Below are 14,019 nucleotides of genomic sequence, written 5' to 3' on the forward strand. Positions count from 1 at the left end.
ATTTTTATGGAAAGGAGCCCTTTCATGGACTTTCAATTGGAAGCCCCCTTTGCACCGTCCGGTGATCAGCCTGAGGCCATTGAGGCCCTCGCCAAAGGGGTGAAAGAAGGAATGGATACGCAGGTCCTTTTGGGGGCAACGGGTACTGGCAAGACTTTTACCATTGCCCAGATGATCCAAAAGGTACAGCGGCCTACCTTGGTCATTGCTCACAATAAGACCTTGGCAGCCCAGCTTGCTAGCGAATTCAAGGCCTTTTTCCCACATAACGCAGTGGAATACTTTGTATCCTACTACGATTACTACCAACCCGAAGCCTATATTCCGGCAACAGATACCTATATTGAGAAAGATTCATCCATCAACGATGAAATCGATAAGCTGCGCCATTCTGCAACAAGTGCGCTGTTTGAGCGGCGTGATGTCATTGTTGTCTCTTCTGTTTCCTGCATCTATGGCCTAGGTGCACCAAAGGATTACTATGACAGCGTCCTTTCCCTCCGTGTTGGGCAAGAGGTCGATCGCGATGCCATCTTGGAAAAACTTGTCAAGATTCGTTATGAACGAAATGACCTGGTCCTGCAGCGCGGTTCTTTTCGGGCCCGCGGTGATGTCATTGAAGTCATTCCTTCCAGCTACAACGAAAAGGGCATCCGTATTGAGCTTTTTGGTGATGAAGTGGACAGCATCATGGAAATCGATGTCCTTACAGGAGACGTAATCGATAAAAGGACCCATGTGGCCATCTTCCCAGCGAGTCATTATGTGACCAGTGATGAGAATTTGGAACGGGCCCGCGGAGATATCCGGAAAGAACTGAAGGCGCGGCTTACCGTCCTGCATGAAGAAGGAAAACTCCTTGAGGCCGAACGCCTCGAACAGCGGACCAATTATGACCTTGAAATGATGGAAGAAATGGGCTATTGCAGCGGTATTGAAAACTATTCCCGGCATTTGACAGGACGCAAGGCTGGGGAGCCGCCTTTTACGCTGGTCAATTATTTCCCAGATGATTTTCTTACTGTCATTGATGAAAGTCATGTGACCCTGCCTCAGCTGCGGGCCATGTACGCAGGCGACCGTTCCCGTAAGGAACAGCTTGTAAACTATGGATTCCGCCTGCCGTCAGCCCTTGATAACCGGCCCTTGACCTTTGATGAATTCCAAAAGGAACGGGGACAGATTATCTATGTGTCTGCAACCCCGGCAGCCTATGAACTGGATCATGCCGAGCAGGTTGTAGAACAAATTATCCGTCCGACAGGCCTTCTTGATCCGAAAATCGAGGTTCGTCCCATCAAGGGTCAAATTGATGACCTTCTGGGAGAAATCCATAAAGTGGCGGAGGCCGGGGAACGCATCCTTGTCACGACCCTCACAAAGAAAATGGCTGAAGACCTGACAGAGTACCTTGCCGCGTCAGGAATCCGTGTCCGTTATCTCCATAGTGATATTGCAACCATTGACCGCGCCGAGATCATCCGTGATCTTCGGGCAGGGGAATTTGATGTCCTAGTCGGCATCAACCTCTTGCGCGAAGGGCTTGATATGCCGGAAGTTTCCCTTGTGGCTATCTTGGATGCTGATAAGGAAGGGTTCCTGCGCAGCGATACTGCAATGATCCAGACCATTGGCCGAGCCGCCCGCAATGCCCACGGCCGGGTCATCATGTATGCCGATGTCATGACTGGATCCATGCAGCGTGCCATTGAAGAGACGGAACGGCGGCGGGCCAAGCAGGAAGCCTATAACAAAGCTCACGGGATCGTGCCGAAGACCATTGAAAAGAAGGTCGTGGAGCTCATCAAGCTCACCAAAGTGGAAGAAGACGGCGGCACTGTGAAAGCAGGCGGCGTGGATTCCCTGAAGAAGCTTTCTGAAAAGGCCTTGCAGAAACAAGTGAAACTTATCGAAAAGAATATGAAAGCAGCCGCCAAGCAGCTTGATTTTGAACTGGCGGCTGAATATCGTGACCAAATGATTTTGATCAAAGGAGAAATCAGTAAACGCCATGAGCGAAAATGAAATTGTCATCCAGGGGGCGCGTCAGCACAACCTAAAGAATATATCCCTGACGATTCCCCGCAATAAACTCGTTGTCATTACAGGACTGTCGGGCAGCGGCAAATCGTCCCTTGCTTTTGATACCATCTATGCCGAAGGCCAGCGGCGCTATGTTGAGTCTTTGTCAGCCTATGCCCGCCAGTTTTTGGGACAGATGGATAAGCCTGATGTAGATTATATTGGCGGCCTCAGCCCCGCAATTTCCATTGACCAGAAGACTACAAGCCGCAATCCGCGGTCTACGGTGGGAACGGTAACGGAAATCTATGATTATTTGCGTCTTTTGTTTGCACGCATTGGCGTGCCCCATTGTCCGCATTGCGGAAAGGTCATTCAGCGCCAAAGTCCCCAACAGATTGCCGATAAAGTCCTGGAACTGCCGGAAGGTACGAAATTTATGGTCCTGGCACCCCTTGTATGGGGCCGTAAGGGAGAGCATAAGCAGGTTTTCAATGAAGTCCGCCGTGACGGTTATGTACGGGTCAAGGTGGATGGGAAAATCCGTACCCTTGATGAGGACATCACGCTTGATAAGAAAAAGAAACATTATATTTCTGTCGTTGTCGACCGTCTCATCAGTCGGCCAACCCTTGCCGGGCGCCTGTCCGAATCCTTGGAAACGGCTCTGAAACTTGGCGAAGGAACAGTGGAAATCGAAATAATTGGCGGCAAGACTGAAGTCTACAGCGAAAAGTTTGCCTGTCCGGACTGCAACATTTCCCTTCCGGAGATCGAGCCCCGTCTTTTTTCCTTTAATGCTCCGTATGGGGCCTGTCCGGACTGTATGGGGCTTGGCATGCATATGGAATTTGACGTGGATCTTGTGATCCCGAACAAGGACGTGCCCTTTGAAGACGGAGCCATTGCCGCCATGAGCAGCAACCCGAAGTCCTATTTTCTTTGCCAGTTTGCCGAAGTCTTGAAATCGCGGGGGTTTTCCCTTAAAAATACGTGGAACGACCTTCCTAAAAAGGTGCAGAAAGAGCTGCTGGAAGGAATCCCTGATGAGCACTTTACCTTTCTTTATGAAAACCTTATGGGAGAGGTCCATCCCCATACGACCGCTTTTGAGGGAATCATTCCTATTTTGAAGCATCGGCTCAAGGATGCCATGAGCGAAAGTCAGCGTCTTGATTATGAATCCTTTATGACGGCCATTGAATGCCACACCTGCCACGGGGCCCGACTGCGTCCGGAAGTCCTCGGAATTACGGTGGGTGGACGCAATATCAATGAAGTGTGCCAAATGCCCGTCAGGGAATGCCTGAAGTTTTTTGAAGAGCTTTCCCTCAGCGACCGTGACGCTTTCATTGCAAAGGAAATCCTTAAGGAAATTCGGGCCCGCCTTTCTTTCCTTAACAATGTCGGTCTCGATTACCTCACCCTTAGCCGGGCAGCGGCTACTCTTTCCGGCGGCGAGGCCCAGCGGATCCGCCTTGCAACACAGATTGGTTCCGGGCTTGTCGGTGTACTCTACATCCTTGATGAACCGAGTATCGGCCTTCACCAACGGGATAATGACAAACTTCTTTCCACCCTCAAGCATCTTCGTGATTTGGGAAACACCCTCCTTGTTGTCGAACATGATGAAGATACGATGCTTGCAGCTGACCAGATCATCGATATTGGACCTGGCGCCGGCGAAAACGGGGGACAGGTTGTTGCTCAGGGAACAGCAAAGGAAATCATGAAGGTCAAAGGGTCTGTCACAGGCGATTATCTCAGCGGTCGGAAAAAGATTCCTGTTCCCAAGGTCCGCCGTAAAGGAAATGGCAAGAAAATAATAGTCAAAGGGGCACGGGCCAACAACCTTAAAGACATCGATGTCTCCATTCCTTTGGGGACCCTGACCGTTGTGACCGGTGTCAGCGGCAGCGGCAAGAGTACCCTTGTGAATGACATCCTTTACCGCGGCCTTGCCCAAAAACTCATGGGGGCTCGGCAGCGCCCCCTTGCCCATGATAGGATCATGGGGGTCCAGTATATCGATAAGATCATTAATATCGATCAGAGTCCTATTGGACGGACGCCTCGTTCCAATCCGGCGACCTATACGGGAACCTTTGATCTCATCCGAGCCCTTTTTGCAACGACGAATGAAGCCAAGGTTCGGGGCTATAAACCAGGCCGCTTCAGCTTTAATGTAAAGGGCGGCCGCTGCGAGGCCTGCCATGGTGACGGCATGCTGAAAATTGAAATGAATTTCCTTCCCGATGTCTATGTCCCCTGTGAAGTCTGTCGGGGCACGCGATATAATCGGGATACGCTTCAAGTCCATTATAAGGGCAAGAATATTTCTGATGTCCTTAACATGACCGTTACGGAAGCCTGTGATTATTTCAGCAACCATCAGCGAATCTTGAAGAAACTCCAAGTCCTTGAAGATGTGGGCCTGGGCTATATCCGCCTGGGACAGTCGGCGACGACCCTGTCCGGCGGGGAGGCGCAGCGCATCAAACTTGCGGCGGAACTCTCCAAGACCAATACGGGACGGACGCTCTATATCTTGGATGAGCCAACGACGGGACTTCATATGGCTGATGTCCATAAGCTGCTCCAGGTCTTGGAACGCCTGGTTGATTCGGGCAGTACGGTTGTCGTTATCGAGCATAATCTCGATGTCATCAAATCGGCCGATTATCTCATCGACCTGGGTCCGGAAGGCGGGGACAGGGGCGGCAGCATCGTTGCTGTGGGAACCCCCGAAGAGCTTGCTGCGGTACCGGAATCCTACACAGGACAGTATATAAAGAGGATCCTTAAATGAATGAACGCATTGCTGAGACCTTGAAGGTCCTTCCCGATGCGCCCGGCGTTTATATCATGCATGATGCAGCGGGCCGGGTTATCTATGTCGGCAAGGCTGTCATCCTAAAGAATCGAGTGCGGAGTTATTTTCGCAAGGCAAGTCAGGTTTCCCCGAAAGTGCGGGCCATCAATGCCCATGTTGATTCCATTGAGACCATTGTCTGCGCCAGCGAAATGGAAGCCCTTATCTTGGAATGCAACCTCATCAAGAAGTACCGGCCCCGTTATAATATCGAGCTCAAGGACGACAAGACCTACCCCTATCTCAAGATTACGGTCGATGAAGCTTATCCCCGTATGTACATTACGCGCCGCGTTCAAAAAGATGGAGCCAAGTACTACGGCCCCTATGCCGATGTAGGGGCCTTAAGGGAAACCATGCGTCTCATCCGTTCCATGTTTCCCCTGCGTCACTGCCGCAGCATGAATGTCAAACGGCCCTGCCTCCAGTACCATCTTCATCGCTGTCTGGCTCCTTGTTCGGGAAAGGTCCCCCTTAGTGAGTATAGGAAGCTCGTTGATGAGGTGCTTCTTCTTATGGATGGGAAGGTCACGGAACTGCGGCGCCAGCTGACGAAAAAAATGCAGGACGCGTCGGACAAGATGGAATATGAAAAGGCAGCCCAATACAGGGACTCCCTTCTTAGCCTCAATAAGCTGGAAGAATCCCAGAAAGCAACGACAGAAAGCGGGGACCGTGATGTCATAGGTCTTGCGGTGGATGACACAGGAGTCTGCCTGGAAGTCTTCTTTGTGCGAAATGGTAAGATATTGGGCCGGGACAGTTTCTTTCTTGATGATGAAAAAGGGGAACCCGCAGCAGAAATCCTCTCTGCTTTCATTAGGGAATATTATCAGGAAGAGCATCGGCCCCCCAAGGAAATCATTACGTCAAGCGGCCTTTTTGATAAGGACCGGGCCCTGCTTTCCCAGTGGCTTACGGAGAAAAATGAGAAAAATGTCACCATCCTTGTCCCTCAGCGGGGCATTAAGCATGATCTCATCCTCATGGCGGAGGAAAATGCCAAGAAAAACCTTGATGAACGTCTCCGGAAGGGACGACTTGCTCTAAAGCCGGCAGAAGAGGCTGCTGAGGACTTGGCTCACGCCATCGGCATGACAGGCCCCTTGGAACGGATGGATTGCTTTGATATATCCCATAATCAAGGGGCGGAAACTGTGGCATCCATGGTGGTCTTTCGCAATGGCAGCCCTTCGAAAAAGGATTATCGGCGGTATAAACTGCGTTCTACAGAAGGCAAGCCGGACGATTTCAAATCCATGCAGGAAGTCGTCTATCGCCGGTATAAGGACGCGGAGGATATTCCCAGTCTCATCATCATAGATGGAGGCAAAGGACAGTTAAGCTCGGCTCTTGAAGTCATCCGCGGTGTGGGGCTTGGAGATGTACGCGTTATCGGTCTTGCCAAAAGGGAAGAGGAAATTTTTACGGAAGGGGCCCATGAAAGCATCCTTCTTGATAAATCCTCAGCGGCTCTGCATCTCATCCAGCATATCCGTGATGAGGCCCATCGCTTTGCCATTACCTATCATCGGAAAAGGCTTGCTAAGCGCAATCTTGTTTCTGTCCTTGATCATATCGAGGGGATTGGCCCTAAACGGCGGGCTGCTCTCTGGCAGCGGTTTGCTTCTTTGGAAAAGATGCGGGAAGCAAGTGTTGAGGATCTTGAAGCAGTTCCTACCATGACTCGGACAGCTGCGGAAAAACTCTTTGCTTTCCTGCATGCATCTGCTTCTGATAAAAGAACATTTATTAAATAAAAATTACTTTAAAAAATTTTACGAAAAGGCTTGAAACAGGGGAAAGCCTTTGGTATAATTCGATTGTCAACAAATACAGAAAAGGGGTAAATCCGATATGAAAAAATATGTTTGCCAAGTTTGTGGTTATGTCTACGATGAAGCTGCTGGTGATCCCGATCGCGGAATTGCACCGGGCACCAAATTTGAAGATCTGCCCGATGATTGGACCTGCCCTCTTTGCGGCGTAGGCAAAGATCAGTTTGAAGAAGGCTAACCGATTGACACAAGGCTGTTCTGCTCCTGAGGCAGGACAGCTTTTCTTTTTTCAGAAAGGAGAAGCGCTGATGTCTAATATCCTCAAGATGATTGCCATGGACCTCGACGGGACCTTGCTTGATGAAGAAAAAAATATTTCTCAGAAAGATCGGGAGGCTGTCAGGGAAGCGATTGACCGAGGCTATCTCGTCACACTGGCAACAGGCCGGATGTATCGATCGGCTTTAAGTTATGCTCAGGAACTGGGAATCAAACTGCCTCTTGTGACTTATAACGGGGCCCTCGTGAAAGACCCTTCCACGGGAAAGACACTGGCCCATTGGCCCCTTGCCCTTGAAACGGCAAAATGCATTGTCGGGGAACTGCTTGATCAGGATATCTATGTTCAGGCTTATGTCAATGATACCCTTTTGGTTCCTGCTGACTGTGCCAAGGCACAGTACTATGCCAAGTTTTCCCGTGTTCCCTTTGAAGTTGCTGGTGCGGGCCTGCGCCAGTTGGCCGAGGCGCCCCATAAATTGCTTGTCATTGATGATGACCCGGAACCGATTCGGCGGCACCTTGTGACCGTCTACGGCAATGCCATCAAAATCGTTTCTTCCTCAAAAGGCTTCCTTGAAATTACGGATCCTGAAACCAATAAATGGCGGGCCCTTCAGTTTTTAATGAAGCGCTTTGAAGTTACCCGAGAAGAGATTCTTACTGTGGGGGACTCGGATAATGACTATGAAATGGTGGCCCATGCCGGCGTAGGTGTTGCCATGGGAAATGCCAAGGAAACAATTCAAAAAGCGGCCCGCATCATTACGGCTTCCAACACCCAGTCCGGGGTCAGCCTTATTCTTCGCAGCGTCATGACCAATCAGGTCGATGTTCCGGAATAAGGGGCGCGCACGCACCGCATTTGTTGCGGCATATAAGTGAAAAAGTTATAATAAGAGAAATGTACTTTTGATTGGGGGCGAATCCATCATGGCAAGAAATTTGATCATTACGGGGATGAGTGGGGCAGGGAAAACCCAGGTCATGCGGACCTTGGAAGACTTAGGATACTTTTGCGTCGATAACCTGCCACCGACCTTTATCCCAAAATTCATCGAACTGTGCATGAAACGCAGTGATGAATCCGATCAGCTTGCCTTGGCAGCTGATATCAGGGGCGGTAAGTTCTTTGATGAACTGACGGAAGTCCTCGACCAGCTGAGCCGGGAGAAGATCCCCTTTGAACTGGTTTTCCTTGACGCTGATGACCAGACTTTGGTGCGCCGTTACAAGGAAACGCGCCGTCGTCATCCTCTTGCTGGAAAGGGCGGCCTAAGTGCTGATATTGCGCGTGAACGACAGATTCTTTCCCATGTCCGTCGGCGGGCCACGACAATCATTGATACGACCCATACGACGACCAAGGAGCTGCGGGCTAAGATCATTTCCCTTTACGGACGGGACGGGAGCCTGCCCGCCATGAGTATTGCAGTCCAATCCTTTGGCTTTAAGCACGGGACGCCCCTTGACTGCGACATGATGTTTGATGTCCGTTTCCTTCCAAATCCTTTTTATGTACCGGAACTGAAGGAAAAAAATGGTAACGATGCCGATGTCGTGGCCTATATTGAACAGTCGCCCGTGACCCAGACTTTTCTGCGGAAACTCTATGATCTCATTGAGTTCCTGCTTCCTGAATATACGAAGGAAGGCAAGAGCCAGCTCATGATCGGCGTGGGCTGCACGGGCGGTCACCATCGTTCGGTCTTTGTTGCCAACGCCTTGGGGCGATTCATTGAATCCTGCGGGTACCAGGCCCAAGTGATTCATCGAGATCTCTTGAAGAAATAATTCCCGTGAGGAGTGTGCCTATGAAATGGATAAAGTGGCTATACCCAGGCCTTAACCTCAAACGGTGGCTCTTTCTTTTCGGTCTGGGGACAGTCCTTTCTTGTGTTGGTGTAACCCTGATCTTCAATTACCAGTTTGTCGGGCTGATTGAAGCGCTTGTCTTTAATTTCATTTCTTATGTAGGCGGTGAATTCTATCAGTCGACCATTACGGCCTTAGGCCTATTTAACGTCGTTGTGGGCATTTTCTTTATGTGTTATGGCGGTGCCCGTGTCGTCAAGACGGTCATCCGTTCCGTCATGCCCGGAGAAAAGGAATCCTTGCGGGAACTGATCTTTACGCAGCAGAAACTGGACAAAGGGCCATCTGTTGTTGTCATCGGCGGAGGTACCGGTCTGTCAGTGCTCCTGCGCGGAATCAAGCTCATTACCAATAACTGTACGGCGGTTGTGACTACGGCCGATGACGGCGGTTCATCTGGACGGCTGCGCAAGGAAATGGGCATCATTCCCCCTGGGGATATGCGCAATTGTCTGGTGGCCCTTGCTGACACGGAGCCTGTCATGGAACGGGCCATGCAGTATCGTTTTCATGACAGTGAATTTCTTTCTGGTCACAGCCTGGGCAACCTTTTTATTGCCGCCATGAGTGATCTTGAAGGCAATATGGAAGACGGTCTTGCTGCCATCAGTGAAATCCTCAAGGTCCATGGACGGGTTTGGCCCAGTACATCGGAAAACATCCAACTCAAGGCCCAAATGGATGACGGCAGCGTTGTCATTGGGGAATCGGCCATTACCGCATCCCCTCATAAAATCGTTCGGCTTATGACAGAACCGGAAAATCCGAAGGCTTCCCAGCGGGCCGTTGATGCCATCCTGCATGCTGATGCCATTATTCTGGGGCCGGGATCCCTTTATACAAGCGTCCTCGCAAGCCTGATTGTACCGGGCATCCGGGATGCGGTCGTAAAGAGCAAGGCCGTCAAGATCTATGTCTGCAATGTCATGACCCAGCCCGGTGAGACCGATGGCTACGGGGCCTATGAACATGTGGAGACCTTGGTGAACCATATGGGAGCCCAGGCCCTGGATTATGTGGTTGTCAATGTTCAAAAAGCCAAACCGGAACAGATTGCCAAGTATAAGGAAGAAGGGGCTGAACCGGTTTCCCCTGATATCGACAAAATTGAAAAACTAGGGATTGAGGCGGTGCCGGCAAAACTCCTGAATGATAGCGATCTGGTTCGCCATAACCCGCAGAAGCTGGCAAAATGCATCATTGCCCTCATCTATCGGCTGCGTTTATTTGGACGCGGCGTACGTTTCTTTGATTATTTCTTTGCTCGCCAGACTATGCAGGAACTGCGCAGTCATGGGAAGGCGGCAAAGAACACGGAAAAGGAGTCATGATCCATGTCCTTTGCCAGTGATGTGAAAAATGAAGTTGCACGGCTCGATTCTGAAGCAAAAGAAGGAGAACGCGCTGAATTGTTCGGACTTTTGCGGATCAGTGGATCCGTTTCCCTATCAGGGCAAAAAGTGGGCATTCATTTTACGACGGAAAATGCGGCTTTGGCACGCCGCGTCCTTCGTCTGCTCAAAAATAACTTTGCTGTTCAGACCGAAGTCATTGTGACGCGGTCCACGAGACTTAAGAAAAACAATCGCTATCAAGTCCACGTCGTACCCAGCAGTGAGGCACGGATAGCCTTGGGAGAACTTCACCTGCTTTCTCCCCTTGACCTTGCGGGAGCCGCGCTTCTTAAAAAGAATGCGTGCAAGAAATCCTTTCTTCGAGGTGTATTCCTTGCGGGTGGTTCTGTAAGCCGCCCGCTCAGTGATTATCATCTGGAACTAATCACGGACCGCCTTGACATGGGGGAGTATATCTGTAAAATAATGAAGGGGTTTGATTTGCCAGCCCGTGTGATTGACCGAAAAAATACCTATGTTGTCTACTTGAAGGAAGGCAATGCCATCGCTTCTTTCCTTTCCCTTATCGGCGCACATCATTCCTATCTGGAATTTGAGAACGTTCGGGTTTTAAAGGATATGAGGAATCAGGTCAATCGGGTCGTCAATTGCGAAACGGCAAACCTCAACAAGGTCGTCAAGGCTGCTGTACGCCAATTGGCTGCCATTCGGACCATTGACCGTACCGTAGGATTGGATCAGCTTCCAGAGAACTTGCAGGAGGCGGCGCGTCTGCGTTTAAAACACCAAGACTTAGCTGTGGGGGAACTTGCAGCGCTGACGGAAGGCCATATTGGAAAATCGGGTCTGAATCATCGGCTGAAGAAATTGGAACAGATTGCGGAAAAAATAGGGAAGGAAGCGCGTGAGTAAGATGAATCGAAAAACGGGGATTCTGTTGGGCCTTATTGCTGTCGCGGCAGGCTGCGCATGGGCGGTCCATGATTTCTTGGATTTTAGGGATCGGTCCGTGCCCATATTCGCCTATCACCGAGTGGAAGATAAGTCAGATCTTTATTCCATGCCAACCGATGAATTTCGGACCCAAATGGAATATCTCAAGGAAAATGGGTATAAGACCATCAAGTTAGGGGACTATGCAAGCAGAAGAAAGGCGGGCGATTCCTTTCATAAGGAATGTGTCCTTATCTTCGATGACGGCTACCTTGACAACCTGACCAATGCGGCCCCCATCATGAAGGAATATGGCTATATTGGGAATATGTTCATGGCGGGAATGTATGAAGGGTGGCCGGGCTATCTAACCTGGGACGAGGAAGTAAAGCTTGCCCAATATGGGTGGGAACTTGGTTCTCATACTTATATCCACAAGCCTCTGCCACTGCTCTCCCGCCAGGAACGGAAAGCAGATCTCAAGAAGAGCCATGACCACATGCTGGGGCTATATTATTCGCCGAATGGTGTAACCTTGAGCTACCCCAATGGCGCCTATAATAAAGAGGTTGTCGAAGATGTGAAGGAAGCCGGCTATGCGGCAGGCGTAACAGGGCTCATTGGGACCAATACGGAACAGGATGGACTGCTTACCCTGCGCCGGGTCAATGTCTTTCATCACAAGGCGAAAAATCTGGAGCATTTCAAAAGGGCCCTTTATAAGGCCCAACTGATCAGTTGGGTGAACGAAAAGACGGGATATGACCTCAATCGTTTCCTCTTGTGGTATTATCATAAAAAGTAAATCAAAAGCAGCGTTCCTGGGGAGTTTTGTAAAGACCCTTGCATAATGCCTTAAAAACAGATAAAATAAAGTTCAGTTTAAAGTCAGGAGGGATGTACGATGGCAAAGAGAATCAAAACTGTCAATAAAGAAATGCTGAAAAAGACCCTGCGCAGCGGCGGCTGCGGCGAATGCCCAGCTTCTTGTCAGTCTGCTTGCAAAACGTCCTGCACGGTAGGCAACCAGGTCTGCGAAAAGGCTTAAGGTATTGTAGAACAGCTCCCTGCCTAAGCGGGGAGCCTTTTTCTTTCTACATTTCATATCCTCTTTTTTATGAAAAGGGGAGTACGTTTACTGTTAAGACATCATGAAAGGCGGAAACAGTTTGCTGATCCATAGAATGCATTTAGATGACCACTATGTGGTCCTTGACGTCAATAGCGGCGCCGTCCATATCATCGATAAGATGATTTATGATATCCTGGGGTTCTATGATGGGAACAACCCGGAAGAGACAAAGGCCCATTTCAAGGGAAAGTACGCGGACAGCGATGTGGAAGAAGTCCTGGCGGAACTAAAGGAACTGCAGGAGGCAGGCCTCCTTTTTTCTCCAGACTTTTCCGTACCCGATACATTTGCCGAAGAACCTATCCTCAAATCTCTCTGTCTCCATGTTGCCCATGACTGCAACCTGCGCTGCGGATATTGCTTTGCCGATACGGGGGACTTTGGCGGCCATCGTGCCCTCATGAGCAAGGAAGTAGCCCAAAAGGCCATCGAATTTGCCATCAAGGGAAGCAAAAAGCGCCATAATCTGGAACTTGACCTTTTTGGTGGGGAACCGCTTATGAATATGCCCGTCGTAAAATTCATTGTGGACTATGTCCGCAAACGTGAAAAAGAAACGGGAAAGAATATCAAGCTGACGCTGACCACCAACGGAACGCTTCTTACTGATGAAATCGTAACCTATCTCAATGACAACAGGGTCATGTTGGTCCTTAGTCTAGACGGGAGCAAAAAGACACACGATCATATGAGACCTTATCCGGGGCATCTGGGTTCTTTTGATAAGGCCGTTGAAGGGTTCAAGAAAGTCATTGAAAGCCGGCGGGGACGCAACTATTATCTCCGGGGAACCTATACCCATTACAACCCGCATTTTGCAGATGATGTTCTCGCTATGCTCGAGGTGGGGTCCGAAATTTCCATGGAACCAGTTGTCGGGACAAATGAACCTTATGTCCTTACGGAAGACGATTGGCAAATCCTTGATAAAGAATATGAAAAACTCGCCCGAATCTACCTTGATAAGAGACGCAAGGGAATTCCCTTTGATTTTTTCCACTTCAATGTTGCCCTCGATAATGGGCCCTGTGTTGCCAAGCGTCTTGCAGGTTGCGGAGCTGGTCACGAGTATTATGCCATTACGCCAGAAGGGGATATCTATCCTTGCCATCAGTTCGTTGGACGGGAACAATATAAGATGGGCACCTTAGATATGGGTATTGTGAAAAAAGATATGGTTCAGTACTTCCGCCATATGCACGTTATGAAGAAAGAGGAGTGCCGGACCTGCTGGGCCCGCTTCTTCTGTAGCGGCGGCTGTCACGCAAACGCCGACTTGGTGAATGGCACCATTGAAAAGCCCTATGAATATGGCTGCAAGATTCAGCGCAAGCGCCTGGAAATGGCGATTATCGTCCAGGCCCTCCTTACCGAAGATGTGCGGGAAGGCAAAAAGGACGAACGTCCGGTCATTGATAACTTTAAGTATCAGGTAGATGAATAAGATCAGTACTGGCTGCCGTTTTGCGGCAGCCAGTTTTCTTAGTAGAAGTAAGTGAAAATAGAGAAAATAAAAAAAGAGAAAAAGTGCTTGCAAAAGATTTTTTAATCTGGTATAGTATGTACCTGTCAACACGGCAAGTTCTGATTGGGAAGCAGTCTTGAGCCGAAGCTCCCAAAAGAAATTAAAAAAAGTTGTTGACAGCGCTTTCGAAAAGTGCTATTCTATGAAAGTCGCCGATAGCCAAGAACGAAAGCGACGGTAGAACCTTGAAAACTAAATATTGATTGACAGATGTGCGGGTCAAGTCACTTTAGTGACGCGACCGAGTC

At 49.7% G+C, this 14,019-nt stretch carries 11 protein-coding genes; all 11 read left to right on the forward strand.

Annotation, left to right across the window (positions count from 1 at the left end):
• The first annotated feature begins 24 nt into the window (after positions 1–24).
• The 11 genes from uvrB to scfB all read left to right on the forward strand — a co-directional run bounded on the left by uvrB (position 25) and on the right by scfB (position 13,690).
• Positions 25–2,025, forward strand: coding sequence for an excinuclease ABC subunit UvrB (uvrB, locus tag DW817_RS09020; protein WP_021736847.1), 2,001 nt, complete (start codon positions 25–27; stop codon positions 2,023–2,025).
• The gene (gene uvrA / locus DW817_RS09025; RefSeq protein WP_120112175.1) at positions 2,012–4,831 is read left to right on the forward strand and encodes an excinuclease ABC subunit UvrA; all 2,820 of its coding nucleotides are present in this window, start codon (positions 2,012–2,014) and stop codon (positions 4,829–4,831) included. The genes uvrB and uvrA overlap by 14 nt, the downstream gene beginning before the upstream one ends.
• Positions 4,828–6,654: an excinuclease ABC subunit UvrC gene (gene uvrC / locus DW817_RS09030; protein WP_120112179.1), complete on the forward strand. Its 1,827-nt coding sequence runs from the start codon at positions 4,828–4,830 to the stop codon at positions 6,652–6,654. The genes uvrA and uvrC overlap by 4 nt, the downstream gene beginning before the upstream one ends.
• Before the next feature lie 97 nt (positions 6,655–6,751).
• The gene (rd, locus tag DW817_RS09035; protein ID WP_009015617.1) at positions 6,752–6,910 is read left to right on the forward strand and encodes a rubredoxin; all 159 of its coding nucleotides are present in this window, start codon (positions 6,752–6,754) and stop codon (positions 6,908–6,910) included.
• A 70-nt stretch (positions 6,911–6,980) separates the two neighbouring features.
• Positions 6,981–7,796 carry a Cof-type HAD-IIB family hydrolase gene (locus DW817_RS09040; RefSeq protein WP_009015616.1) on the forward strand — a complete coding sequence of 272 codons (816 nt, stop codon included), beginning with the start codon at positions 6,981–6,983 and terminating at the stop codon, positions 7,794–7,796.
• Between the two features lie 88 nt (positions 7,797–7,884).
• Positions 7,885–8,745 (forward strand): RNase adapter RapZ, encoded by an 861-nt coding sequence (gene rapZ / locus DW817_RS09045; RefSeq protein WP_016459751.1) that lies wholly within the window; start codon positions 7,885–7,887, stop codon positions 8,743–8,745.
• A 20-nt stretch (positions 8,746–8,765) separates the two neighbouring features.
• Positions 8,766–10,157, forward strand: a complete 1,392-nt coding sequence (gene yvcK, locus DW817_RS09050; RefSeq protein WP_120112182.1) for a YvcK family protein — start codon at positions 8,766–8,768, stop codon at positions 10,155–10,157.
• 3 nt (positions 10,158–10,160) lie between these two features.
• Positions 10,161–11,093, forward strand: coding sequence for a DNA-binding protein WhiA (whiA, locus tag DW817_RS09055; protein WP_009015613.1), 933 nt, complete (start codon positions 10,161–10,163; stop codon positions 11,091–11,093).
• 1 nt (position 11,094) lies between these two features.
• The gene (locus tag DW817_RS09060; protein WP_226828496.1) at positions 11,095–11,919 is read left to right on the forward strand and encodes a polysaccharide deacetylase family protein; all 825 of its coding nucleotides are present in this window, start codon (positions 11,095–11,097) and stop codon (positions 11,917–11,919) included.
• 99 nt (positions 11,920–12,018) lie between these two features.
• Complete coding sequence (gene scfA, locus DW817_RS09065; RefSeq protein ID WP_009015611.1) at positions 12,019–12,162, forward strand: six-cysteine ranthipeptide SCIFF; 144 nt, start codon at positions 12,019–12,021, stop codon at positions 12,160–12,162.
• Between the two features lie 121 nt (positions 12,163–12,283).
• Positions 12,284–13,690, forward strand: a complete 1,407-nt coding sequence (gene scfB, locus DW817_RS09070) for a thioether cross-link-forming SCIFF peptide maturase (protein WP_009015610.1) — start codon at positions 12,284–12,286, stop codon at positions 13,688–13,690.
• The last annotated feature ends 329 nt before the right edge of the window (positions 13,691–14,019 follow it).

The sequence above is a fragment of the Acidaminococcus sp. AM33-14BH genome (assembly GCF_003603525.1).
GTDB classification, from domain to species: domain Bacteria; phylum Bacillota; class Negativicutes; order Acidaminococcales; family Acidaminococcaceae; genus Acidaminococcus; species Acidaminococcus intestini.

Excerpts from the sequence above, each read along its gene's own strand:
- rapZ (WP_016459751.1), top strand. The coding sequence starts at position 7,885 with ATGGCAAGAAATTTGATCATTACGGGGATGAGTGGGGCAGGGAAAACC.
- yvcK (WP_120112182.1), top strand. The coding sequence starts at position 8,766 with ATGAAATGGATAAAGTGGCTATACCCAGGCCTTAACCTCAAACGGTGG.
- DW817_RS09060 (WP_226828496.1), top strand. The coding sequence starts at position 11,095 with ATGAATCGAAAAACGGGGATTCTGTTGGGCCTTATTGCTGTCGCGGCA.
- uvrA (WP_120112175.1), top strand. The coding sequence starts at position 2,012 with ATGAGCGAAAATGAAATTGTCATCCAGGGGGCGCGTCAGCACAACCTA.
- uvrB (WP_021736847.1), top strand. The coding sequence starts at position 25 with ATGGACTTTCAATTGGAAGCCCCCTTTGCACCGTCCGGTGATCAGCCT.
- scfA (WP_009015611.1), top strand. The coding sequence starts at position 12,019 with ATGGCAAAGAGAATCAAAACTGTCAATAAAGAAATGCTGAAAAAGACC.
- rd (WP_009015617.1), top strand. The coding sequence starts at position 6,752 with ATGAAAAAATATGTTTGCCAAGTTTGTGGTTATGTCTACGATGAAGCT.
- uvrC (WP_120112179.1), top strand. The coding sequence starts at position 4,828 with ATGAATGAACGCATTGCTGAGACCTTGAAGGTCCTTCCCGATGCGCCC.
- DW817_RS09040 (WP_009015616.1), top strand. The coding sequence starts at position 6,981 with ATGTCTAATATCCTCAAGATGATTGCCATGGACCTCGACGGGACCTTG.
- whiA (WP_009015613.1), top strand. The coding sequence starts at position 10,161 with ATGTCCTTTGCCAGTGATGTGAAAAATGAAGTTGCACGGCTCGATTCT.